Here is a 22,975-nt window from a genome sequence, read left to right as displayed (position 1 = left end):
CCACTCGCCTGGCCTGCTAGCGTGTTCCGGGAAAAAGGGAGGCCGCCATGCCCGAGGCATTCATCTGCGACTATATCCGCACGCCCATTGGACGGTTCGGAGGCGCACTCGCATCCGTCCGAGCGGACGATCTGGGGGCGGTTCCGCTGCGCGCGTTGATGGCGCGCAATGCGCAGCTTGATTGGGGCGCCGTGGAGGATGTGTGGTTCGGATGTGCCAATCAGGCGGGCGAGGACAACCGCAATGTGGCCCGTATGTCGGCGCTGCTTGCCGGTTTGCCGGAGGGGGTTCCCGGCACCACAATCAACCGGCTTTGCGGGTCGGGCATGGATGCCGTGATTGCAGCCGCGCGGGCGGTCAAGGCTGGCGAGGCTGAATTGATGGTCGCAGGCGGTGTGGAGTCAATGTCGCGCGCACCGTTCGTGATGCCCAAGGCCGATACCGCGTTCTCGCGGAAGGCGGAGATCCACGACACGACGATTGGCTGGCGCTTCGTGAACCCGGTGATGAAAGCGCAGTATGGGATCGATTCCATGCCTGAAACGGCTGAGAACGTATCTGAGGATTACCAGGTTTCGCGAGCGGATCAGGATGCGTTCGCGCTACGCTCGCAGGAAAAGGCGGCTGAGCGCCGCTGAGTCGGTTGGCGCACGAGATCGTTCCCGTCACGATCTCGCAGCGTAAAGGGGATGACGTTGTGGTCTCGAGCGACGAACATCCGCGCGCCACGACACTGGAGAAGCTGGCATCGCCTCGCGCGCTCCGTTCCGGGAAGGCGGATCGGTTACGGCGGGCAACGCCTCCGGTGTGAATGATGGCGCTGCGGCGTTGATCATTGCCTCGGAAGCTGCCGCCGCAAAAACACGGGCTGACGCCAATCGCGCGGATCTTGGGCGGGGCCGTTGCGGGCGTGCCGCCGACGGGTGATGGGTATTGGGCCAGTCCCAGCGTCGCAAAAGCTGATGGCGCGGCTGGGGCTGTCGATCTCGGACCTTGATGTGATCGAGTTGAACGAGGCCTTTGCGGCGCAAGGCTTGGCGGTTCTGCGGGAGCTTGGCGTTGCCGATGACGACCCGCGTGTGAACCCGAACGGTGGGGCGATTGCCTTGGGTCATCCGCTGGGGATGAGCGGCGCGCGGATCACGGGGACGGCGGCGTTGGAGATGAAGCTGAACGGCGGGAAGCGGGCGCTGGCGACGATGTGCATCGGCGTGGGACAGGGCATCGCAGTGGCATTGGAGGCGGTATGAGGCGGCATGCTTATCACGGTTGATAAGGTGGGTCTAAGAGATTTGAAACAAAGAGATAATGTAGAATTTCTTTACTAATTTCTTAGATTTGGAAGGCCGTTCTGTGCCAACGGGCTCTCCATTTGGAAAGTAGAGCCTCATGTCCGCCGAGGCCGCTTCAAAGGCTTTGGCACCCTTCGCGAACGGCCTCCAGGAACCATTGATATTCGGGCGTGTCCTGCATGCCCGTCGCGGCACACCAGCCAAAACCGTGAATACGGCGAAATCGCGGTGTTGAACGGGGCCACGAGCGCCCCCGAGTCCAAATGCGCACTGGCTAAAAAGGAGCCGGCGATGGCTACATGCCCAGTCGCAATCGCCGTTTCCACAGCGCTCGCCGTATCGGTGCAACTCACGGCGTAAGAGGTGGGCGGTTCCAGCCCGTTGACGCGATGCCATGCGTTCCAAGTCGTGTCATCGCTGTCGGCGTCGGTCGCAAATTCCACATCAATGAATCCAAGCTTCTTCATATCGGCGGGCTTTCGGACAAACCGGGCCACGTCTGGACGCATGATCGGTGTGAACCATGTGCGTAGCAACGGCGCCCAAACCAGATCGCCCTGCCCCGGGTCGGGTTCCTGCGCCCAGCGAATGGCCATATCGAATTCGGACGTCAGTAAATCCCGGTTCTGTTTGCTCAGATCCCACGACACCTTGATATCGGGACGCTGCGCCCTTGCGCTGGCAAGCGACGGCATGACCCAGGAATGCACCGCCTTGGCCGGACCACTGATCTTGAGGACGGTTTCATGGAGCGGTTCGTGCGCTTCGTCCCACGCCGCCTGAATGGTTTCGAACACTTGCCCAAGGCTTTTGCGCAGGACCTGGCCCTTGTCGGTCAATTCGATGGCCCGGTGCTTGCGGGTGAACAGCGCACCGCCAAGCTCTTGTTCCAATTGCTTGATTTGAAAGCCGACCGCCGCAGGCGTGACAAAGAGTTCGTCGGCCGCCTTGGCAAAACTGAGGTTGCGGGCAGCGGCCTCGAATGTGCGCAGCGACGTCAGCGAAGGAAGACGCTTGTTCATTCACACAAGAATAACTTGCCCAAGCGGGAAAGCAATCTCGTTTGTCGGAGGGGGCGTGGAGATCGCAGTTTCTCTTCATTGCTAACCGACGAACATGACAGGAGACTCCGATGAAACGTTCCATGATCCCCGCAACCTTCCTTGCCACCATGCTGGCCCTTCCCGCGGCAGCCGACCAATTCGCTGTACAAATCGACGATGCCTATGACGGTGCAGACCTGAGGCTGATGGACACGCTTCGGGTGTCCGTGATCGAGAGCTTTGCAGAGGGCGACGCGCATTACGTCATACTGGACGCCCCGGGCACCGCCTACGTCGAGGCCTTCATTCTTGCGATCAACCGCGACGCCCTTGAATTGAATGCGCTGGACGCGGATTGGACGAACCCGACAATGCAGCACCTTTCCCCGGCGCAGCGCCTTGGGTTCCTGCGCGCCATTGACTGCGAATTTTGCGTCAGCTGAGCCAGAAACGGGAATTTCGGTTGCGCCGATGGGGCGACGACCCGGCGGTTGTGACCTCTTCCAACCGGGCTTTGTTCTGAGAGCCTTCCGAAATGCGGAGCGCCGCCCTGTAACAGGGTGGCGTTTCGTGCGTCAGGTGCTCCGGCACCTTAGTGATCGAGATATTCCACCGTTATCTCGTCACCCGTCGGCACCGCCTGACAGCTGAGCACAACCCCCGCGCAACCTCGTAGTCTTCCAGCGCGTGGTTGGTCAGCATTTCAGCCGCCCCTTCGCGGACCGTGCACATGCAGGTCGAGCACACCCCGGCTTTGCACGCATAAGGCGCATCAAGACCCGCGCGCAGGGCGGCGTCGAGGACGGTTTCTCCAGCCGCCATGTCGATGGCCTGCGCAGTTCCGTCGAGGATGATGGTGGCTTTGGTGCCGGTGGCCTTGTCGTCAGCGATGGTGCGCTGCGGGAGTTGGCCGGGTTGTGCGCTTGCGAAAAGCTCGTATCTGATCGCGTCCTTCGCCATGCCGTGGGCCTGGAGGCGTGGCGGCAATGATCTCCATCGCCGGTTCGGGGCCCGCAGATGAAGGCGGCATCGGCCGAGCGCACCGGCACCCAGATCTTGAACATCTGGTCGAGTTTTTCAGCGTCGATGCGGCCCGTGAACAGGTCGATGCCCTGCGGGTCATTCTTGAGGATGTGGACGATGTTGAGCCGAGTGAGGTGTTCGTTCTTCAGGTCTTCAAGTTCCTCGCGGAACATCACGTCGCGCGCGGCGCGGTTGGCGTAGATGAGCGTGAAGCGTGAGTGCAGCTCGACCGCGAGGACCGAGCGGAGGATGGACAGAACGGGCGTGATGCCCGAGCCGATGGCGAAGCCGAGGTAGTGCTTGGCGTTGTCGGGTGAGAGGGGCGTGTGGAACGCGCCCATGGGCGACAGCGCCTCGATCGTGTCGCCGGGTCTGAGATTGTCATGCGCCCAGTTGGAGAAGGCGCCGCCCTTGACGCGCTTGATGCCAACTTCGAGCGTCTGGTCGGTGACGCCCGCGCTGATGGAATAGGCGCGGCGGATTTCGGTGCCGTCGATGGTCTCGCGGAAAGTCAGGTACTGACCTTGCGTGAAGGGCAGGGTGGACCCGTCGACGGGCTTGAGGCGCACCGCGATGGCGTCCGCCGTCGTGCGGTGGATGTCGGTGACGGTGAGGGGAATGAATTTGGCCAAAGGAGAGCGTGTCCTCAGATGCACTTGAAGTAGTCGAACGGCTCAAGACAGTCCGTGCAGCGCCATTGGGCTTTGCAGGGCGTGGAGCCGAATTGGCTGATCCGTTCGACGTTTTGCGACTGGCAGCGGGGGCATTCGGACGGGCCGCCTGCCGGGTTGGGCGGGGCGATGCCATATTCGGTGAGCTTGGCGCGGCCCTTGTCGGACAGCCAATCGGTCGTCCAGGGCGGAGCGATCTGGCGCTTGAGGCGCGTGTTTGTCAGCCCATGTTTTGCCAGGGCGTCGGTGATCGACAGCTCGATCACGGCGGTGGCGGGACACCCGGAATAGGTGGGTGTGACAGAGACCTCAAGCGTGTCGCCTTGCCATGAGATGCCCCGGACGATGCCGAGATCGACGATGGAAATCACCGGGATTTCGGGGTCGGGGACGGCATCGAGCCAGTCCCAAATCTGGTCGGTGTCGGGCTTCACCATGTGGCGTCGGGGTGGCTGCGCGGCAGGCTTTGCATCACCGCCAGCAGATGACCCAAATGCTCGGTGTGTCGCCGGCCATCGCGGCCGCCTGATTGGAAATGCGACAGGTCGGGCGGCGTGAGGGTCGCAGCGTTGAGCACCTGGGTCACCTGATGATCCCAGATCGGCGTCAGCCCACCCGGGTCGCCGATAAGCCGCGCCTCGGCCGCCGCGACGCGGACCGGATCGCGGTCGGTCAACTCGCGCGTATAGGGCCAGAGGAGTCCAGCGCGGCCTGCATCCGGCGGTGGCTTTCCTCGGACCCGTCGCCGAGCCGGATCACCAGATCGGCGGAGCGTTCCTGTTGGTAGGTCACTTCCTTTTCGGCCTTCGCCGCAATCTCGGCGATACGCGGATCGGCGGAGGCGAAGCTGCGATGGGCCACAAGCCCCTTGCCGGTAGCCAGCATCCGCAAGAGGGCGAGGTGGTAGGTATCGAACAGAAACTGCCGCATGATCGTCTGGCCAAAATCGCCATTGGGTTGCTGGACCAAAAGACAGCACCGGAAATCATAGGGATCGCGGAAAAAGGCGAGCCTGTCGGCACTGCGCCCGGCCCCTTCGAGTTCTGCCGCATAACCAAGCCACATCTGTGCGTGTCCGATGAGATCGAGCGCAGTGTTGGCAAGCGCGATATCTTCTTCCAGCACCGGAGCTTTGCCGCACCATTCGCTGAGGCGGTGGCCGAGGATGAGGGCGTCATCACCCAGTTGCAGAAGGAATTCGACATGGACCTGAGGATCGATATCCAGGGGCGCCGTTTTGTCTTGTGCGGTGGGCGCAACGCTCATCACATCGGATCCCACATCTTTGGGAATGTCGAAGAAGGTCGGGTGGCGATATGTCTTATCGTCCGCCGGGTCGTACATCGGCCCTTTCTTGGATGGGCTGGAGGCGGCGATCGCCGACGAGGGCACGGCCCAGATGCTGACGCCTTCCTTGCGGCGGGTATAGACGTCGCGGGCGTGTTTGATCGCCATCTCGGAATCGGGTGCGTGGAGCGAGCCGACATGCCGGTGCGAGGCACCGTGTTGGCCGCGGATGAAGATTTCCCACAGGGGCCATTCTTGTTGGTCGGTCACTTCAATCACCTCTGGGTATCCAACCCTTCGAATTTCTGGCTGGAACTTCGATGTCTTCTTGCCTCAGGTGAGCAATTATTTTGGGCTCATGCGCAGGCCCCCAGCCGTCCCAATTGCTTCGAAAGCAACCATTACAGACCTGAAGATTATAACGGGCGATGAACTTACCGGTGTAACGGCTCGGACCCATTTGAAAGGAGCTGTTGCAAAGCGGGCAATTGTAGAGGAGTGCGTCGCCGTCGTGCATCACTCTGCCGCCACTTTCGCCGCGCGTTTCTTGGCGGCGTGCGCCATCAGCCCGTCCCGAACCCAAGCCCCGTCGTCCCACGCCTTTTGGCGGGTCGCGATGCGCTCGGCGGAGCAGGGGCCGTTGCCTTTGAGGACCTCGAAGAACTCGTTCCAATCGGGCTCGGCGAAATCGTAGCCACCTTTTTCCTCGTTCCACGCCAGCGTTTCATCCGGGACGGTAAGGCCTAGATATTCGGCTTGTGGAACGGTCTGGTCGACGAATTTCTGGCGCAGCTCGTCATTGGAATTCATCTTGATCTTCCACGCCATGCTTTGGGCGGAATGCTTGGAGTCGGCATCCGAGGGACCGAACATCATCAGGGCGGGGAACCAGAAGCGGTTGAGAGCGTCTTGGGCCATGCGTTTTTGCGCAGGTGTACCGGCGCACATCTTCATCATGATGTCGAAGCCCTGCCGCTGATGAAAGGATTCTTCCTTACAAATCCGTATCATAGCCCGCGCGTAGGGGCCAAAGGACGTGCGCTGAAGCGGCACCTGGTTCATGATCGCGGCGCCGTCGACGAGCCAGCCGACTGCGCCCATATCGGCCCAGGTCAGCGTCGGATAGGCGAAGATGGAGGAGTATTTCATGCGCCCGTCGAGGAGCATTTCCGTCATCTCATCGCGACTGACACCAAGCGTTTCGGCGGCGCAATAGAGGTAGAGGCCATGGCCCGGCTTCGTCCTGCACCTTGGCCAGAAGGATTGCCTTGCGCTCCAACGTGGGAGCGCGGGTGATCCAGTTGCCTTCGGGCAGTTGGCCGACAATCTCGGAATGGGCGTGTTGGCCGATCTGGCGGATCAGAGTCTTGCGGTAGCCTTCAGGCATCCAGTCTTTCGGCTCGATCTTGTCGCCTGCGTCGATGCGGGCCTGGAAGGCGGCGAGCTTTTCAGGATCGTCCTGCGTCGCCTCGGATTTGACCATTTGTGCGTACATGAGATGCGTTCACCTGAGCAAAACTGCGTTCATCTGAGCGGGTAATTTGAGAAAACTGCGTTCAGTTGAGCAGATTTCGACCCGTTCATGCGAACGCATCGTTATCCGTCCACGTGAACGCTTTTAGCAGATCGGCGTGGGTCGGTCCATTGAAATGTTACACAGAAACGTGCGCGAGTAGAATTTTGTAACGCATTGAGCGCGGCGCGCGGACCTTAGCCGCGATTGTCCACCACGCGACGTGCCTTGCCCTGGCTGCGTTCAACCGCGCCGGGTTCGGCGACGATTACTTCGACGGAGATCCCGACGACCTCTTTAATGCGATGGCCGAGCGTGGCGGCTTGCACGGCGCGGGCTTCTCCATCGGCTGCTTCGGGCAGGCTTTCGACATGGACCTTCATCGCGTCCATGTGGCCGTCCTTGAGCAGTTCGATCTGGTAGTAGGGGGCGAGGCCGTCGACGGTCAGGACCTGTTCCTCGATCTGGGTGGGGAAGACGTTTACGCCGCGCAGGATGATCATGTCGTCGGAACGGCCCGTGATCTTTTCCATCCGCCGCATCGCCCGTGCCGTGCCGGGCAGAAGCCGGGTCAGGTCGCGGGTGCGGTAGCGGATGATGGGCAGGCCTTCCTTGGTGAGGGTGGTGAAGACGAGTTCGCCCATCTCGCCGTCGGGCAGGACTTCGCCGGTCTGCGGGTCGATGATCTCGGGGTAGAAGTGATCTTCCCAGATGTGCAGGCCGTCTTTCGTCTCCACGCATTCGTTGGCGACGCCGGGGCCCATGACTTCGGAGAGGCCGTAGATATCGACGGCGTGCATGTCGAACGCGCTTTCGACCTCGGCGCGCATCTTGTTGGTCCAGGGTTCGGCCCCGAAGATGCCGACCTCCAGACTGGACGAGCGCGGGTCGAGGCCCTGGCGGTGATACTCTTCGAGGATGTTGAGCATGTAGGAGGGCGTGACCATGATCGTGGTCGGGTCGGAAATCTTCTATAAGAGTGACTTGCCGCGCGGTCATGCCGCCGGAGACGGGGACGACCGTGCAGCCGAGCGCTTCGGCCCCGTAGTGGGCGCCGAGGCCGCCGGTGAAAAGGCCGTAGCCATAGGCGATGTGGACCATGTCGCCGGGGGCGGTGCCGGAAGCGCGCATGGAGCGGGCGACCATGTTGCCCCACATCTCGATGTCACCCTTGGTGTAACCGACGACGGTTGGCTTTCCGGTTGTGCCGGAAGAGGCGTGGATGCGGGTGATCTGGTCGCGCGGCACGGCGAAGAGGCCGAAGGGGTAATTGTCGCGGAGATCGGATTTCACGGTGAACGGAAACTTGGCGAGATCGGAGAGGCTTTGCAGATCGTCGGGATGGACGCCTTTCGCGTCGAATTGCCTGCGGTAGAAGGGCACGTTGTCGTAGGCGTGGGCGAGGGACCATTTCATGCGCTCAAGCTGAAGGGCCGCGATTTCATCGCGCGAGGCGATCTCGATCGGATCGAGCGTATCGCGGGATGGGGTGAGGTCTCTCATGTCTTTTCCTCAAACAGTTGCCCGCCGATGGCGCGAGACGCGCCGCGGAATTCTGCGACGATCACGCCGTCCTGGTTGGTGACGGTGACGTCGGTGATGCCGGAGCGCCCGGATTGCGTGATCTCGCGGGCGTCGGCGGTCAGCGTATCGCCGAGCCGGACGGGCGCAAGAAAGCTGATCGTGTTGTGCTGGGCGACGGTGGCGACGTTGCGGGAGTTGCAGGCGAAGGCGAAGGCGCTGTCGGCCAGCATGAAGGTCACGCCGCCATGGCCGATGCCGTGGCCGTTGCAGTGATCTTCGCGGATCTTGAGGGTCAGGGTGGCGCGGCCTTCGTCGATGTCTGCGATTTCCATGCCGACCCAGGCGGAGGCGCGGTCGCCTTTCCACATGGCGGCGGCGCTTTTTCGGCGCGCTCTTTTGGCGTGATTGGCATCGCGAACTCTCCCCTTGCGTCAGCCTGCCGCATCTCGCAAAGTGTTACAAGATTTTTCGGGAGGGGAAAATCATGCAACGCATTGGAAGCTTCGCGAAAGGCGTCTGGGTTGAGGCCGGGCCAGGCGCGCGACCGATTGCGGATGCGGCCACGGGCGAGGTGATTGCCGAGGCGGGCAATGACACGCCTCGATGTGGCGGGCATGGTGTCCTATGCGCGGGAGGTCGGCGGGCCGGCGCTCAGGGCGATGGATTTCCACGACCGGGCGCGGATGCTGAAGGCTTTGGCGCTGCATCTGAATGCGAACAAGCAGGCGACTGTACGATCTGTCATTCACGACCGGGGCCACGCAGGCGGACCATGGGTTCGACGTGGATGGCGGGATCGGGACGCTGTTTGTCTTCGCCTCCAAAGGGCGGCCGCGAGATGCCGGAGGGGCATGTTCTGGTCGATGGTGCATGGGAGCCGCTGGGCAAAACTGGGGCGTTCGGCGGGCAGCATATCTATACGCCGCGGCTGGGCGTGGCGTTCCACATCAATGCGTTCAACTTTCCGGTCTGGGGGATGCTGGAAAAGATTGCGCCTGCGTTTCTGGCGGGGGTGCCGAGTATCGTGAAGCCCGCGACGGCGACGTGTCATGTGACGGAGCTGTGTGTGCGGCTGATGCTGGAGGCGGGCGTGTTGCCCGACGGGGCGTTGCAGTTGGTGACGGGTGGTGTTGGCGAGGGCTTGAGCGTGCTGGGGCCGCAGGATGCGGTGACATTCACTGGCTCCGCTGCGACGGCGGGCGTGGTTTCAGGGCGGCTTGCCGCTGGGCGTGCCGTTCACGGCGGAACAGGATTCGCTGAATTCCTCGATCCTGGGGCCGGATGTGACGGTGGAGAGCCCGGAATTCGACATCGCGGTGCGCGAGATCGTGCGGGAGATGACCACGAAGGCGGGGCAGAAATGCACGGCGATCCGGCGGGTGATGGTGCCTCAGCCGCTCCTCCAGCCGCTCGTTGATCGGCTGTCGCTCGCAGTTGTCGAAGGTCGTGGTTGGCGATCCGCGCGACGCGGAGGCGTGCGGATGGGACCGGTGGCGTCGCATGAGCACAGCGGCGAGGATGTGCGTGAGAAGATGGCCGACGTGATTATCCGCGAGGCGGAGTCTGGTGTTTGGCGGCAAGCCGGGTTTACGCCGCAGGGTGATGTCGACGAAGGGCGCGTATCTGTGGCGCCGCACGCTGTTCGTTTGCGCCGATCCCGATGCAGCTGAACAGTGTGCATGAGACGGAGGCGTTCGGGCCGGTTTCGACCCTGATGCCCTATCGCGATCTGAGCCATGCGCTGCGTGTTGGCGAACCGGGGGGAGGGTCTTTGGTGGCCTCGCTGATTACCCATTCCGGGCGATGTCGCGCGGGAGGTCGTGCAGGGCATCGGGGCCTGGCACGGGCGGGTGTACGTGAACAACCGGGACTCGGCGAAAGAGGCGACGGGGCATGGTGCGCCGATGCCGCATCTGACCCATGGCGGGCCGGGGCGCGCGGGCGGCGGAGAGGAGCTGGGCGGTATCCGGGCGGTGAAGCACTACATGCAGCGGGTCGCTGTGCAGGGCTCGCCGGATATCTTGGCCGCCGTGACGGGGCGGTATGTGCCGGGCGGGACGAAGCGTTCCGCCGACGTGCATCCGTTTCAGGTGCGCTTTGGCGATCTGGAGGTTGGGCGGACTCTGGAGACTGAGGCCCGCGAGATCACGCTGGAGGATATCGAGACCTTCGCGCATTTCACGGGCGATACGTTTTACGCGCACATGGATGAGGCAGCCGCCAAGCGGAACCCGTTCTTCCCGGGGCGGGTGGCGCATGGCTATCTGATCCTGAGCTTTGCGGCGGGGCTGTTTGTGGAGCCGAATGAAGGGCCGGTTCTGGCCAATACCGGGCTGGATCAGCTTGCGGTTTCTCAAGCCCGTCAGCCCGGGCGACAGCATCCGGGTTCATCTGACGGCGATGGATAAGAAGTCGCGGAATGAGGACTACGGCGAGGTCCGCTGGCACGCGGATGTGCGCAATCAGGATGATGAGCCGGTTGCGGAATATGAGTTGCTGACGATGGTGGCGAAATGAACGTGATCCCCTTGCAGTCCGACGACCCGGTGCTTGCGCTCGCCAACGCCTTGTCAGAGGCGAGCCCGCTGAAATTGTGGTCTGTGATCGTGTCGTGTCTCGGCGATTGTGCGCAGGCGGGGCGGGGAGAGGTCTCTGGCCTGGTCCTTGTCGACCCTGGTTGAACGGATCGGGTTGCAGCCGCAGGCAATGCGGGTGGCGTTGCACCGGTTGAAGCGCGATGGCTGGGTCGATAGCCGACGCGAGGGCCGTGTGGGATTTCATCGGCTGACCGACAGCGCGAAGGCGCAGACGCGGGCCGTGGCGGACCGGGTCTATGGGGCGCAGGTGGACCTTGCGCCGTGCCGCCTTGTGGGGTTCCCGCCGGACGCGCCGGACGCGCTGGCGCTCCTGCCGGAAGCCGTTTCGGCCGTGCCGATCTCTCGCAGTTTTGCTTTGGTCTGTGGGCTGGATGTGGATTTGCCGGACGATTGGCTCGTTGCCGCGCCCGAGCGCGGCAATTGGCCGAGTCTGGGTCCGCGAGGTCCTGGAGGAGGCAGCGTGCGAGGCAGAGTTTGCGGCACTGGCGCGCGCACTACCCGCCGTGGCGGCAGTGCCAGATGATCCGCTTGATCAGGTTCGCGTTGCGCGTGCTGGTTCTGCATGGCTGGCGGCGCTTGGTGTTGCGGTCGAACCCGGCGGCAGAGGCCGCATTGGGGCTAGGCCGCGCTGAAGTGATGTGCCGGGCGCGGGTTGCGGAATTGCTGGACGCGCTTGGCCCCGCGCAACCCGATCAGGTTGCGTCTTGAGCGTCCGGGGGCAGAACCATCGGCGCCCGGGCGGCGTCATTGCCGATCTTGGCGACCTTGGCGGCAAGGCGGACGAATTCGCGACGCTCCGCCTCGGACAGGCCCGGAAGGATATCGTCTTGCAGGGCGCGCACTTCCGGGACGAGGCTCTCGAGCAGCGCGGCGCCTGTGTTGGTCAGGTCGAGGACCATGGCACGGCGGTCTTTTTCGTTCCGGCGACGAGTGAGCAGGCCCTTGGCCTCCAACCGTTCGACCACGCCGCCGATGGTCGGGTCGATCATGGGCGATCAGGCCGGCCAGCGTCGCCTGGTCGATGCCGGGCGATTTCGACAGGACCGCCAGCGTCGCGAATTGCGGCGCGGTCAGGTCATGGCCGAGCGATTTCATCCGGTCTGCAAAGACGCTGATCGAGATTTGTTGCAAACGCCGTATCAGATGGCCGGGCATCGTGTAGATTTCAGACATGGGGTGATTCTACCGCCCCCGGCTGTGTTGGCCAAGGCAGATGATAAGCGCGCTTCCTTTTCTGGGCGAAAGCGCAAAAGGATAGGGCAGAGCAATCGAATATGGTGACAGACGCTAATAGTTATGCATCATATCTATCTAATGGAGGTCGGATCGTGACCGGCGCCGACACAGACACGGGCAAACCCGCGCCTCACCGAGTTTTTAGGGAGGAAGATACATGAAAACCAAAACCCTTATGACGGCGCTCGGCACCGTAGCCGTGGGGGCGATGGCCGCCACTGGTGCCTTTGCGCAGGCAGAGGTCACGCTGAAGCTGCACCAGTTTCTGCCCGCACAGGCCAACGTTCCGGCGCTGGTTCTGGATGTCTGGGCCGATCAGGTCGAGGAAGCCTCGGGCGGGCGCATCGAGATCGAGCGTTATCCGTCCATGCAGCTGGGCGGTGCCCCGCCAGAGCTGATGGACCAGGCGATCGACGGCGTGGCCGATATTGTCTGGACGGTGGTGGGCTATACGCCGGGCCGTTTCCCGTCGACAGAAGTGTTCGAGCTGCCGTTCATGGTCGCCGATGCGCGTGCAGCGTCGTGCGCCTATTGGACGATGTACGAAGAGAGCATGCAGGAAGAGTTCTCGGACGTGCATCTGCTGGGCACCTGGGTTCATGGCCCCGGCATGTTCCATACGGCTGATCCGGTGGAAACGCCCGAGGACTTGCAGGGTATGCAGATCCGCGGTGGCTCTCGCCTCGTGAACCAGTTGCTGGAACTGACCGGTGCAACGCCTGTCGGCATGCCTGTGCCTGCGGTGCCGGAAGGTCTGTCGCGTGGCACAATCGACGGCACCACGATCCCGTGGGAAGTGACGGCGGCGTTGCGCGTGCCGGAACTGGTCGAAAACCATACCGGGTTTGAGGGCAACGGCCTGTACACGCTGACCTTCGTGCTGGCGATGAACAACGACGCCTACAACAACATGCCGGAAGATCTGCAAGCAGATCCTGGATGAGAATTCGGGGCTTGAGTTCTCGATCTTCGCGGGTGGCACGCAGGCCGATGCTGATGGTCCGGCGCGTGAGCTGGCCGTGGAAGCGGGCAACAACATCATCATGATTGATGAGGCGACCGCGCAAGAGGTGTGGATGCCGGTTGTGCAGCCGATCTACCAGAGCTGGATCGACGATGTGGCCGGCAGCGGGCTGGACGGCCAGGCGCTGATCGATCGCGCGCAAGAGCTCATGGCAGGCGACTGCGCTCAATAAGCTAAGTGAGGGGGTCGCGGCACACGCGGCCCCTTTCTTCTTTCGGGGACATTCATGCATCGCGCGCTCCTGTTTTTGTCGCGCCTGATGGCGATCCTGGGTGGGATCATGCTGTCGGTGCTCATTCTTCTGACGGTCTTCAACATCGTGATGCGGCTGCTGGATCGGCTGTTTCACTGGATGGTTGAGGACGGCGTACTCGCGGGCCTGGGCCAATGGATGATCGACGCGGGCGTGGGGCCGATCCTTGGCACGTTTGAGCTGATCGAGGCGGGCGTGGCGTTCGTGATTTTCGCCTTTCTGCCGATCTGTCAGATCACCGGGGGACATGCGACGGTGGATATTTTCACCTCGGCCATGTCCGAGCGCACCAATCGCTGGTTGCGCGGCGTGACGGAGGTGCTGTTCGGCGCGGTGATGGTGCTGATTGCGGTGCAGTTGTTCGGCGGGCTGATGACGAAGTTCAACAGCGGCCAGACCACGTTGGAGCTGCAACTGCCGGTCTGGTATTCCTACGCCATCGGCTTTGTGGGCGCGGCTTTGGCGGCTGTGGTGGCCGTCTATCTGGGCGTGGTTCGGTTCATCGAGATGGTGTCGGGCCGCACGGTCCTGCCTCCTGATTTGGGGGCGGAGCATTGAGCGACCAGCTGATCGGCATTCTGTCGTTTCCGTTCCTTCTGACGCTGATCTTCCTGCGGGTGCCGATTGGCCTGTCGATGTTTTTCACCGGGCTTGTTGGCCTGATCATGGTGACGGGCGATACGCAGGTGCCGTTCGGGCGGCTGAAGTCCGAGACGTTCACCACCTTCTCCAGCTATTCGCTGACGATCATCCCCATGTTCCTGCTGATGGGGCATTTCGCGACGTTGGGCGGCATGTCTCAGGCGCTGTTCAAGGCGGCGGAGGGGTTTCTGGGCCACCGCAAGGGCGGCGTGGCGATGGCGGCCGTAGGGGCGTGCGCGGGGTTCGGGGCGATTTGCGGATCGTCGCTGGCCACGGCGGCCACGATGGGGCGCGTGGCGCTGCCGGAGTTGCGGCGGTATGGCTATGACGGTGGGTTCTCGACGGCGGCGCTGGCGGCGGGGGGCACGCTTGGCATCCTGATCCCGCCGTCCATCGTGCTGGTGATCTACGCGATCCTGACCGAGCAAAACATCGCCAAGCTGTTCCTGGCGGCCTTCATTCCGGGGATCATTGCGGCCCTTGGCTATATCATCGCGATCCGGGTCTACGTGGCGCTGAACCCCGAAAGCGCGGGCGTTGGGCCGCGTATGCCGTACTCCGAACGCTTTGCGGCTTTGGCGAAGATCTGGCCGGTGCTGCTGGTCTTCGGCGCTGTGGTCGGCGGCATCTACGCGGGTTGGTTCACGCCGACGGAGGGCGCGGCGGTGGGCGCGCTCGGGACGGGGCTGATTGCCTATTTCAACGGCGGGCTGAACCGGGCGTCGCTGGTCGACAGCTTCATGGTGACTGCACGGTCCACGGCGATGATCTTTTTCATCATCCTTGGCGCGGCCTTCTACAACGGGTTCCTCGCGCTGACCCAAGTGCCGCAGGGCATCGCGGAGTGGGTGACGACATCCGGGTTCAGCCCCTACACGATCCTGATCCTGATCCTGATTTTCTACCTGATCCTTGGCTGTTTCATGGACTCGCTTTCCATGATCCTGCTGACAATCCCGATCTTCTGGCCGGTGATGCAGGGCCTTGATTTCGGCTTTGTCTCGATGGCCGAGCTGCACGCCGCGCGGGGGATGGAGGCGTTGCTGTCGGTGCCGGACATGACGCGCGACAGTATAGATGCGCTGTTGGCCACCTACCGCGAAGGGGCGCAACTGAGCCTTGCGCAGACCGTGCAGTTCGACACGATCATGGCCCATTTCGAGGCGGATATCGTGCCGCTGGACGAGGCGCTGCGGGCGCTGGCGATGGGGGAAGAACTGACCCGAGACCAGACCCGCGCGCTGGAACTCAGGCGGGTGAACCAAGGCGCGCTGAACCGGATCAACTCAGAACAGGTGGCGATCTGGTTCGGCATCCTCGTGCTGATCGTGGTCGAGGTCGGGCCTGATCACGCCGCCGGTGGGCATGAACCTGTTCATCATCAACGCGATGGAGAAGACGACGAAGATGACCGCGACCTATCGCGCGGTTCTCTACTTCATCGCGTCGGATCTGCTGCGCGTGGTGCTGTTGGTGGCGTTCCCGGTGATCACGCTGGTCTTCATCACGTGGTAGATGATTATGTGATATAACTACCCGGGAATCGGATGCTGAAGGAGCGCTCAAGTAGCCAAGGCGGTAGCGCAAAAATTGGGAGGCCGGATGCAACTCGACGGACAAGTCGCCATCGTCACGGGTGGCGCGAGTGGGCTGGGGGAGGCCACGGCCCGCTACCTGGCGGACAAGGGCGCAGATGTTGCCGTTCTGGATATGGACGGCGACCGCGCGCGGGAGGTGGCGGCCGAGATCGGCGGCTATTCCCAGCAATGCGATGTGACAGACGCGGAGCATGCCGCGACCGCCGTGACCTCGACCATGGCACGCTTCGGGCAGGCGGCGCGGATCTGCGTGAACTGCGCGGGCATCGGCCACGCGGCGCGGATCGTGGGACGCGAGGGGAAGACGTCGCTCGACCTGTTCCGCCGCGTGATCGAGGTGAATCTGATCGGCACGTACAACGTCATGACCTACGCGGTGCAGGCGATGATGGACCTGCCGCCGCTGGAGACCGGGGAGCGGGGCGTGGTGATCAACACGGCAAGTGCGGCGTATCAGGACGGTCAGGTCGGGCAATCGGCCTATGCGGCCTCCAAAGGCGCGATTGCCTCCATGTGCCTGCCGCTGGCCCGTGAGCTCGCCAAGCCCGGCATTCGCGTGAACGCGATTGCGCCGGGGCTGTTCAACACGCCAATGATGGAGAGCCTGCCGGAGGAAACGGCGCAGGCCATTGTGGCCAATGTGCCCTTTCCGCACCGCCTCGGCGCGCCATCGGAATTCGGCCAGCTGGTCGCCGATATCGTGCAGAACCCCTACCTGAACGGCGAAGTCATCCGCCTGGATGGCGCCACACGGTTGCCACCGCGGTGAGTTTGCTGATCGACATAGACGGCCCCATCGCCACGCTGACGCTGAACCGGCCCGAAAAGCGCAACGCGATGAACGATGCGCTGATTGCGGAACTGGCGGGGTTTTGTGCCGCGCCGCCCGAGGGCGTGCGGGTTGGCATTCTGACCGGTGAGGGGGACCATTTCTGCGCGGGCCTTGATCTGGCCGAGCAGGTTGAGCGGTCAACGGATGAGGCGATGGCGCATTCGCGGATGTGGCATGCGCATCTTGATAAGGTCCAGTTTGGCGGTCTGCCGATGGTTTCGGCCATGCGGGGTGCGGTGATCGGGGGCGGGCTGGAAGTGGCCTCGGCCTGTCACGTGCGTGTGGCCGCGCCGGACGTGCAGTTTCAACTGCCCGAAGGAAAGCGCGGCTTCTTTGTGGGCGGTGGCGCGACGGTCCGGGTGGGGCGGATCATCGGGCCGGATCGTCTGACCGAGATGATGCTGACCGGTCGGAGCTATGGCGCCGACGAGGGCGCATTGTTGGGCCTGTGCCACTACGTGGCCGACGACCCGATGGAGACGGCGCGGGAGTTGGCGGAACAGATCGCCGTCGAATGCGCGGTTGTCGAATTACTTCGCCATCCACGGGGTCGCGCGGATCAACGCCATGGCGCCGGAGGAGGGGTTCTTTACCGAGGCATTGTGCACCGCACTCGCCCAGACCTCACCTGACGCGGAAGAAGGCTTTCGCGCCTTCCTTGAGAAGCGGGCGCCGAAATTCGAATGAGCAGTGACGCCGACCTCCGCCGCCTTGTCGGCTATAACATCCAGCGCGCATCGAGCGCTGTGATGGGGGCGGTGAATAGGGTTCTGAAGCCTTACGGGCTGCGCCGTGCGTCCTATTCCGTGCTGTCGGTTGTGGTGGAAACGCCGGGTTTGCGGCAAGCGGATGTGTCGGATGTGCTGGCGATCGAGCGGCCCAATCTGGTGCAGATCATTGATGCATTGGAGCAGGCCGGTTGGATCAGTCGCCGGCAGGCCGAGGGGGATCGCCGCGCTTATGAACTGCATCCGACATTGGCTGGGCGCGCGCACTATACCGAGGCGCGGGGCGCGTTGATGGCGTTTGACGCCAAGCTGACAGCGGCCTTGGATCAGCCCGCCATTTGGGCGTTGATTGACGGTTTGAATGCGGTGGAGGAAGCGGGGCCGGAGGCAGAAGAGGGGGAGGTGCGCCGTGGCGTTCAAGCCCCATGATGTGATCCGGGAAGATCGGCCGGATGGTACGATCCTGCTGCGCGCACGGGACCCGCTGCGGGAGGTTGCCGCGCGCACGACGGATTGGTTGGACCATTGGGCCGATGTGACGCCCGACGCCGTGTTCTTGGCGGAACGGTCCGGCGATGGCTGGCGCAAGGTCAACTATGCGGAGGCCCGCGACCGTGCCCGCGCGTTGGCGCTGGGGCTGTTGGACCTTGGCCTTGGCCCGGACCGCCCCTTGATGATCCTGTCGGGCAATTCGGTGGCCCATGGCCTGCTGGCCTTGGCCGCGCAATATGCGGGCGTGCCGTATTGCCCGGTGGCCGAGCAATATGCGGCGATCCCGGCGGCGCGCGCGCGGCTCGATGAGATCGCGGCGCTTATCCGGCCTGCGGCGGTCTTCGTCAGAGGATGGCTTTGCACTGGCCGAGGTGTTGGAGCGCGACGTGTTTGCGGATGCGCGACCGATCATGGCGTTTGGGCCCGGACTGACATTGGATGATCTGGCAAGGGCTGGCGGCGCGTTGGATGTCACCGTGACGCCGGACTCTGTCGCCAAAATCCTGATGACGTCGGGCAGCACGTCCGCCCCGAAAGGCGTGCTGACAACGCACCGGATGCTGACCACCAATCAGGCGCAGATTGCCGCCTGCCTGCCGTTTCTGCGCGACCGTCCGCCCGTGCTTGTGGATTGGCTGCCGTGGAACCACGTCTTTGGCGGGTCGCACAATTTCAACCTCGTGCTGGCCAATGGCGGCAGCCTCTATATCGACGGTGGCAAGCCGATCCCGGCGCTGATCGGCAAAACGATCGAGAACAACCGGATCAAGCAGGGCACGATCAGCTTCAACGTGCCGGTGGGCTTTGCCGCGTTGCGCGACGCGATGCGCGACGATCCGGGCTTTGCGCGGGCGTTCTTCGAAGATCTCGACATGCTGTTTTATGCGGGCGCGTCGCCTGCCGCAGGATGTCTGGGCCGATCTGTGGGCGATGGCGGAAGAGGCCGGGACCCAGCCCTTTCTTCACCTCAAGCTGGGGTTTGACGGAGACGGCCCCTGCAGCGCTTTTGCAGCATGAGCCGACGGAGCGGTCCGGTGTGGTTGGCGTGCCGCTGCCCGGTGTGGATGTGAAACTGGTGCCAGCCGAGGACCGGCTGGAGGTGCGCGTGAAAGGCCCGTCGATCTTCACTGACTATCTTGGTGCGCCGGAGAAGACGGCGGAGGCGTTTGACGACGAAGGCTTTTTCGTTACGGGCGACGCGATGCGGTTTGTCGATCCGTCTGACCCGAACCAGGGCCTCGCCTTCGATGGGCGCATCTCGGAAGACTTCAAACTCAGCACCGGCATTTGGGTACGGGCAGCGGCGCTGCGGTTGGAGGTTTTGGTGGCGCTCAAAGGCCTGGCCCAGGACGTGATCGTGACCGGGGAGGGGCGCGATCAGGTGGGGCTGTTGATTGTGCCGACGCAAGCCCTGCGCGACCAGGCGGAAGAAGATGGCGGTGCCCTGCTGGCCGACGCGCTGCCGATCCGGGCCAAGCTTTCGCGCTTCACCGGTGGCTCGGCCCAGACCGATCGCCCGCGCGCTTATCCTGTCTGCACCGCCGTCCATCGCGGACGGAGAGATTACGGCCAAGGGCAATCTGAACTTCGCCCGGATCAAGGCCATGCGCGCCGAATTGATCGCGCGGCTTTATGACGACGCGGACCCGGCCACCATCACGATTGGAGCTGGCTGATGACTTACATTCCTTATGGTGCCTATTGGTCGACGCCGTTTGCCAGATGGCAGGGCAGCCTTGCGCACCTGAACTCGGTCGAATTTGCGGCCCATCTCGCCAAGACGCAGATCGCGCGGATGGATCTGCCCCCCGGCAGTTTCGATTTTGCCGCTTTCGGGCAGACCGTGATTCAGAAGGGCAGCTTTTACGGTGGGCCGTGGTTCACCGCGATGATGGGGGCCGAAGGGCTGGCCGCGCCGATGGTGAGCCAAGCGTGTGCCACGGGCGCGCGGCTGTTGGCGACGGCTGTGGGAGAGACGTTGCAGGGGGCCGAACAGGCGCTGATCGTATCCGGTGACCGAACATCGAACGGCCCGCACGTCTACTTTCCGGCACCCCATGGACCGGGAGGGACCGGGGCGTCGGAAGACATCGTCATGGATAATTTCGGCCATGACCCCTGGGCCTGCAATGCGATGATCGAGACGGGCGAAAACGTGGCCCGGCGCGAGGGGATCACGACCGAAGAACAGCATGAGCTGACCCTGCACCGTCGGGCGCAATACGACGATGCATTGGCGGACGATTGCGCCTTTCAGCGGCGGTATATGCCGGTGCTCGACGTGCCGGATGCGCGCTTTCGCAAGACCGTTGCGCGGCTGGAGAGTGATGAAGGCGTGGAGCCTGCGAATGCCGAAAAGATCGCCGGTCTGCGGCCCGTAGTGCCGGGGGGCACGATCACGTTTGCGAGCCAGACGCACCCGGCGGATGGCAACGCGGGTACGGTTGTCGTGGCTGATAGAGGCCGCGCGCGGGACATCGGTGGCGTGGATCATCCGCTGGTTGAGGTGATTGCGATTGCCCAGGCGCGCGAAGAGAAGGGGTTCATGCCGGCGGCGCCCATCAAGGCGAGTATTGCAGCGTTGGACCGGGCGCGGCTTTTGATCAATCAGGTCGATGCGATCAAGTCGCACAATCCATTCGCCGTAAACGACATCGCTTTTGCACGCGCCTTTGGCATCGACTGGCGCTCCATGAACAACTTTGGCAGCTCGCTGATCTGGGGGCATCCGCAAGGGCCAACAGGGCTGCGTGCGATGATAGAACTTATAGAAGAACTTACTATGCGCGGCGGGGGGACAGGCCTGTTTCAGGGCTGTGCCGCTGGGGACTCGGCCATGGCCGTGATCCTGAAGGTGCATTGAGGAGGACCAGAGATGACAAATGCAGCACGCTTCTTCGTGGACCGTCATCTGGACGAGGGGCGGGGCGACAAGACCGCCTTCATCGAGGCGGACGGACGCCAGCGGACACTGACCTACCAAGAGCTGCACGACCATTGCGCGCGCTTCGCTGGCGCACTCTACCGGCACGGCGTGCGGCGGGAAGAACGCATCGCGATGATCGTGCGGGATCAGATCGAGTTTCCCGTGGTCTTTTGGGGCGCGATGAAGGCCGGGGCCATCCCGGTGCCGCTGAACACGCTGCTGAGCGCGGATGTCTATGAGACGATCCTGTCGGACAGCCGGGCCTCCATCCTCGTCGTGTCCGAGGAGATGTGGGAGGTGGTGGAGCCTGCGACGCGCGACAACCGGTATCTGCGCGCCATCCTCGTGATTGGTGACGCGCCGGAAATGACCGAAAGCTATCGCGATTTCATCGAAGGGGCAGAGCCGGTCGAAACGGTCGAGGCCCATGAGGATGAGCTGGCCTTCTGGCTTTATTCCAGCGGGTCCACCGGCCAGCCCAAGGGTGTACGCCATGTGCATGGTTCGTTGAAGGCCACATGCGACACGTTTGGTGATCAGGTTCTGGGCATCCGCGAAGACGACAGGGTCTATTCGGTGGCAAAGCTGTTCTTCGCCTATGGGCTGGGCAATGGCATGTCCTTCCCGATGTCGGCCGGGGCCACGACCATTCTGTTCGGCGGGCGGCCAACGCCGGATGCGGTCTATGGCATCATGGCGGACTTCAAGCCGACGATCCTGTGCGCGGTGCCGACGTTGTTTGCGGCGATGGTGCAGGCCGCGCCAGATGCGCCGGATCATGCCTTGCGGCTCTGCACCTCGGCCGGAGAGGCCCTGCCGCGCGAGGTCGGCGAAGGCTGGCAGCGGTTGACGGGAACGGAAATTGTGGATGGCGTCGGATCGACCGAGATGTTGCACATCTTCCTGTCCAACCGCCCCGGTGATTGCGTGTACGGGACCAGCGGCACAGCCGTGCCGGGATATGAGGTGCGGCTGGTCGATGAGCATGACGAGGATGTCGCCGATGGGGATGTCGGCGAATTGCTCGTCCGTGGCCCATCGAGCGCGGAGGGCTATTGGAACCGGCGCAGCAAGTCGCAGGCGACTTTTGAAGGCGCCTGGACGCGCACCAGGCGACAAGTACGAGTCACAAGGACGGGCGATACATTTACTGCGGGCGGACAGATGACATGTTCAAGGTCTCTGGCATCTGGGTCAGTCCTTTCGAGGTGGAAAGCGCGCTGATTGACCATCCTGCGGTGTTGGAGGCTGCGGTTGTGGCCCGCGCGGATGAGGCGGGGCTGGATAAGCCTGCTGCTTATGTGGTGCTGAAGGATGGCGCGGAGGCGCCGGAGGCGGAGGCGCTGAAGGACTTCGTGAAGGACAAGATCGGCATGTGGAAATACCCGCGTTGGGTGGACTATGTGGACGATTTGCCGAAGACGGCGACCGGCAAGATCCAACGCTTCAAGCTGCGCGGCTGATGTGGGGCGACGGCTTCGTTTCGGTCGGTGGCAAGCGGCTGGAATGTCGCTGTTGGGGGCCTGAGCCAAGCGACGGGCGGGCCGTTGTGTTGATGCATGAGGGGCTGGGATGCGTCGCGTTATGGCGCGATTTTCCCCAGCGGTTGCAGGAGGCCACGGGACTGCCGGTGATGGCCTATTCGCGTGCGGGTCACGGCCAGTCGGACGCCGCAGATCTGCCGCGTGATCTCGATTGGATGACGCACGAGGCTGTCGCGATCGTTCCGAAGGTCCTTGCCCCGTTTGGGATCACGCGCCCGATTTACCTCGGCCATTCTGATGGCGCCTCGATTGCAGCGATTTGTGCAAGCGTTCATGCGCACACGGAAGCCGCCATCCTGGTCGCCCCGCATTTCTTCACCGAGGAGGAAGGCATTTCGGAGATCGCAAGGGTCAACGCCCAGTTTGACGACAGCGATATGGCCGCGCGCATGGCAAAATATCACCGTGATCCGGTGGCGATGTTTCGGGGGTGGGCCGATGTCTGGCTGCATCCGCAGTTTCGCACGTGGCAGATCGAACCCGTGCTCCCGCAGGTCGGCTGCCCCCTGTTGGCCATGCAGGGGCGGCAGGACCAGTACGGGACGCTCGCGCAGATGGAGGCTGTTCGCCGACATGTGGCCCATGCGCAGGTGGAGGTGTTGGAGGATTGCCAGCATGTCCCGCATCTTGAGCAGGAGGCAGTGACATTGGCTCATGTTCTCCAATTTATGCATCATAATGCATTAATGTAAGTTATTGGGCCAGTTTTCGGCATCTTAATGCTTGAAGGCTGGCAAAGTGGCGCTATCC

The 22,975-nt window shown here is 63.1% G+C and carries 22 protein-coding genes and 8 pseudogenes; 21 read left to right on the top strand and 9 right to left on the bottom strand.

The window, feature by feature from the left end; genetic code table 11:
- The first annotated feature begins 47 nt into the window (after positions 1 to 47).
- Positions 48 to 1,250, top strand: a pseudogene (gene pcaF / locus ACZ1HK_RS10790) (3-oxoadipyl-CoA thiolase).
- 137 nt (positions 1,251 to 1,387) lie between these two features.
- Here pcaF and ACZ1HK_RS10785 read toward each other — a convergent pair.
- Positions 1,388 to 2,314 carry a LysR family transcriptional regulator gene (locus ACZ1HK_RS10785; RefSeq protein ID WP_472628721.1) on the bottom strand — a complete coding sequence of 309 codons (927 nt, stop codon included), beginning with the start codon at positions 2,312 to 2,314 and terminating at the stop codon, positions 1,388 to 1,390.
- Positions 2,315 to 2,424: 110 nt separating this feature from the next.
- Here ACZ1HK_RS10785 and ACZ1HK_RS10780 point away from each other — a divergent pair, with 110 nt between their 5' ends.
- Entirely contained in the window at positions 2,425 to 2,778 is a 354-nt protein-coding gene (locus tag ACZ1HK_RS10780) for a hypothetical protein (protein ID WP_472628720.1), read from the top strand.
- 149 nt (positions 2,779 to 2,927) lie between these two features.
- Here ACZ1HK_RS10780 and ACZ1HK_RS10775 read toward each other — a convergent pair.
- The 7 genes and pseudogenes from ACZ1HK_RS10775 to paaI form a co-directional block, all read right to left on the bottom strand.
- A pseudogene (locus ACZ1HK_RS10775) lies at positions 2,928 to 3,990 on the bottom strand (2Fe-2S iron-sulfur cluster-binding protein).
- 14 nt (positions 3,991 to 4,004) lie between these two features.
- Positions 4,005 to 4,466, bottom strand: a complete 462-nt coding sequence (paaD, locus tag ACZ1HK_RS10770; RefSeq protein WP_472628719.1) for a 1,2-phenylacetyl-CoA epoxidase subunit PaaD — start codon at positions 4,464 to 4,466, stop codon at positions 4,005 to 4,007.
- Positions 4,460 to 5,295 (bottom strand): annotated as a pseudogene (paaC, locus tag ACZ1HK_RS10765) (1,2-phenylacetyl-CoA epoxidase subunit PaaC). Before paaC ends, paaD begins: the two are co-directional and overlap by 7 nt.
- Before the next feature lie 6 nt (positions 5,296 to 5,301).
- Positions 5,302 to 5,586, bottom strand: a pseudogene (gene paaB / locus ACZ1HK_RS10760) (1,2-phenylacetyl-CoA epoxidase subunit PaaB); the annotation flags it as partial.
- A gap of 246 nt (positions 5,587 to 5,832) precedes the next feature.
- Positions 5,833 to 6,811, bottom strand: a pseudogene (paaA, locus tag ACZ1HK_RS10755) (1,2-phenylacetyl-CoA epoxidase subunit PaaA).
- A 215-nt stretch (positions 6,812 to 7,026) separates the two neighbouring features.
- Positions 7,027 to 8,332 (bottom strand): annotated as a pseudogene (paaK, locus tag ACZ1HK_RS10750) (phenylacetate--CoA ligase PaaK).
- Positions 8,329 to 8,759: pseudogene (paaI, locus tag ACZ1HK_RS10745) on the bottom strand (hydroxyphenylacetyl-CoA thioesterase PaaI). The pseudogenes paaK and paaI overlap by 4 nt, the downstream one beginning before the upstream one ends.
- A gap of 78 nt (positions 8,760 to 8,837) precedes the next feature.
- Here paaI and ACZ1HK_RS10740 point away from each other — a divergent pair.
- The 6 genes from ACZ1HK_RS10740 to ACZ1HK_RS10715 all read left to right on the top strand — a co-directional run bounded on the left by ACZ1HK_RS10740 (position 8,838) and on the right by ACZ1HK_RS10715 (position 11,658).
- The gene (locus tag ACZ1HK_RS10740; RefSeq protein WP_472628718.1) at positions 8,838 to 9,770 is read left to right on the top strand and encodes an aldehyde dehydrogenase family protein; all 933 of its coding nucleotides are present in this window, start codon (positions 8,838 to 8,840) and stop codon (positions 9,768 to 9,770) included.
- The gene (locus ACZ1HK_RS10735; protein WP_472628717.1) at positions 9,691 to 10,023 is read left to right on the top strand and encodes a hypothetical protein; all 333 of its coding nucleotides are present in this window, start codon (positions 9,691 to 9,693) and stop codon (positions 10,021 to 10,023) included. The genes ACZ1HK_RS10740 and ACZ1HK_RS10735 overlap by 80 nt, the downstream gene beginning before the upstream one ends.
- A gap of 150 nt (positions 10,024 to 10,173) precedes the next feature.
- The gene (locus ACZ1HK_RS10730; RefSeq protein WP_472628716.1) at positions 10,174 to 10,761 is read left to right on the top strand and encodes a MaoC/PaaZ C-terminal domain-containing protein; all 588 of its coding nucleotides are present in this window, start codon (positions 10,174 to 10,176) and stop codon (positions 10,759 to 10,761) included.
- Positions 10,762 to 10,866: 105 nt separating this feature from the next.
- On the top strand, positions 10,867 to 11,034 hold the full coding sequence (locus tag ACZ1HK_RS10725; RefSeq protein ID WP_472628715.1) for a hypothetical protein: 168 nt from the start codon (positions 10,867 to 10,869) through the stop codon (positions 11,032 to 11,034).
- Positions 11,018 to 11,473, top strand: a complete 456-nt coding sequence (locus tag ACZ1HK_RS10720) for a hypothetical protein (protein ID WP_472628714.1) — start codon at positions 11,018 to 11,020, stop codon at positions 11,471 to 11,473. The genes ACZ1HK_RS10725 and ACZ1HK_RS10720 overlap by 17 nt, the downstream gene beginning before the upstream one ends.
- Positions 11,470 to 11,658: a hypothetical protein gene (locus ACZ1HK_RS10715; RefSeq protein ID WP_472628713.1), complete on the top strand. Its 189-nt coding sequence runs from the start codon at positions 11,470 to 11,472 to the stop codon at positions 11,656 to 11,658. Before ACZ1HK_RS10720 ends, ACZ1HK_RS10715 begins: the two co-directional genes overlap by 4 nt.
- Here the strand turns inward: ACZ1HK_RS10715 and ACZ1HK_RS10710 are convergent.
- Positions 11,643 to 11,939 carry a MarR family winged helix-turn-helix transcriptional regulator gene (locus ACZ1HK_RS10710; protein ID WP_472628712.1) on the bottom strand — a complete coding sequence of 99 codons (297 nt, stop codon included), beginning with the start codon at positions 11,937 to 11,939 and terminating at the stop codon, positions 11,643 to 11,645. The two genes, ACZ1HK_RS10715 and ACZ1HK_RS10710, sit on opposite strands and share 16 nt — an antisense overlap.
- 404 nt (positions 11,940 to 12,343) lie before the next feature.
- On the opposite strand from ACZ1HK_RS10710, the pseudogene ACZ1HK_RS10705 reads away from it, so the two are divergent.
- The 13 genes and pseudogenes from ACZ1HK_RS10705 (at position 12,344) to ACZ1HK_RS10645 (ending at position 22,917) form a co-directional block, all read left to right on the top strand.
- A pseudogene (locus tag ACZ1HK_RS10705) lies at positions 12,344 to 13,382 on the top strand (TRAP transporter substrate-binding protein).
- Between the two features lie 54 nt (positions 13,383 to 13,436).
- Positions 13,437 to 14,021 carry a TRAP transporter small permease gene (locus ACZ1HK_RS10700; protein WP_472628711.1) on the top strand — a complete coding sequence of 195 codons (585 nt, stop codon included), beginning with the start codon at positions 13,437 to 13,439 and terminating at the stop codon, positions 14,019 to 14,021.
- Positions 14,018 to 15,637, top strand: coding sequence for a TRAP transporter large permease (locus ACZ1HK_RS10695; protein ID WP_472628710.1), 1,620 nt, complete (start codon positions 14,018 to 14,020; stop codon positions 15,635 to 15,637). Before ACZ1HK_RS10700 ends, ACZ1HK_RS10695 begins: the two co-directional genes overlap by 4 nt.
- A gap of 70 nt (positions 15,638 to 15,707) precedes the next feature.
- Positions 15,708 to 16,472: an SDR family NAD(P)-dependent oxidoreductase gene (locus tag ACZ1HK_RS10690; RefSeq protein WP_472628708.1), complete on the top strand. Its 765-nt coding sequence runs from the start codon at positions 15,708 to 15,710 to the stop codon at positions 16,470 to 16,472.
- Entirely contained in the window at positions 16,469 to 17,167 is a 699-nt protein-coding gene (locus ACZ1HK_RS10685) for a crotonase/enoyl-CoA hydratase family protein (protein WP_472628707.1), read from the top strand. The genes ACZ1HK_RS10690 and ACZ1HK_RS10685 overlap by 4 nt, the downstream gene beginning before the upstream one ends.
- A gap of 51 nt (positions 17,168 to 17,218) precedes the next feature.
- On the top strand, positions 17,219 to 17,692 hold the full coding sequence (locus tag ACZ1HK_RS10680) for a MarR family winged helix-turn-helix transcriptional regulator (RefSeq protein ID WP_472628706.1): 474 nt from the start codon (positions 17,219 to 17,221) through the stop codon (positions 17,690 to 17,692).
- Positions 17,673 to 18,197 carry an AMP-binding protein gene (locus tag ACZ1HK_RS10675; RefSeq protein ID WP_472628705.1) on the top strand — a complete coding sequence of 175 codons (525 nt, stop codon included), beginning with the start codon at positions 17,673 to 17,675 and terminating at the stop codon, positions 18,195 to 18,197. The genes ACZ1HK_RS10680 and ACZ1HK_RS10675 overlap by 20 nt, the downstream gene beginning before the upstream one ends.
- Complete coding sequence (locus ACZ1HK_RS10670) at positions 18,166 to 18,738, top strand: AMP-binding protein (protein WP_472628704.1); 573 nt, start codon at positions 18,166 to 18,168, stop codon at positions 18,736 to 18,738. The genes ACZ1HK_RS10675 and ACZ1HK_RS10670 overlap by 32 nt, the downstream gene beginning before the upstream one ends.
- Positions 18,735 to 19,391, top strand: coding sequence for a hypothetical protein (locus tag ACZ1HK_RS10665; RefSeq protein ID WP_472628703.1), 657 nt, complete (start codon positions 18,735 to 18,737; stop codon positions 19,389 to 19,391). Before ACZ1HK_RS10670 ends, ACZ1HK_RS10665 begins: the two co-directional genes overlap by 4 nt.
- Before the next feature lie 39 nt (positions 19,392 to 19,430).
- Positions 19,431 to 20,618 carry a thiolase family protein gene (locus ACZ1HK_RS10660; protein ID WP_472628702.1) on the top strand — a complete coding sequence of 396 codons (1,188 nt, stop codon included), beginning with the start codon at positions 19,431 to 19,433 and terminating at the stop codon, positions 20,616 to 20,618.
- 12 nt (positions 20,619 to 20,630) lie between these two features.
- Positions 20,631 to 21,905: a benzoate-CoA ligase family protein gene (locus ACZ1HK_RS10655; protein ID WP_472628701.1), complete on the top strand. Its 1,275-nt coding sequence runs from the start codon at positions 20,631 to 20,633 to the stop codon at positions 21,903 to 21,905.
- The gene (locus tag ACZ1HK_RS10650; RefSeq protein WP_472628700.1) at positions 21,851 to 22,144 is read left to right on the top strand and encodes an AMP-binding enzyme; all 294 of its coding nucleotides are present in this window, start codon (positions 21,851 to 21,853) and stop codon (positions 22,142 to 22,144) included. Before ACZ1HK_RS10655 ends, ACZ1HK_RS10650 begins: the two co-directional genes overlap by 55 nt.
- Complete coding sequence (locus tag ACZ1HK_RS10645; protein WP_472628699.1) at positions 22,144 to 22,917, top strand: alpha/beta fold hydrolase; 774 nt, start codon at positions 22,144 to 22,146, stop codon at positions 22,915 to 22,917. The genes ACZ1HK_RS10650 and ACZ1HK_RS10645 overlap by 1 nt, the downstream gene beginning before the upstream one ends.
- The last annotated feature ends 58 nt before the right edge of the window (positions 22,918 to 22,975 follow it).

The organism is Gymnodinialimonas sp. JB5-7 (assembly GCF_055693405.1).
The sequence above is the reverse complement of the archived record's forward strand: the minus strand, read 5'-3'. Positions and strand labels throughout refer to the sequence as shown.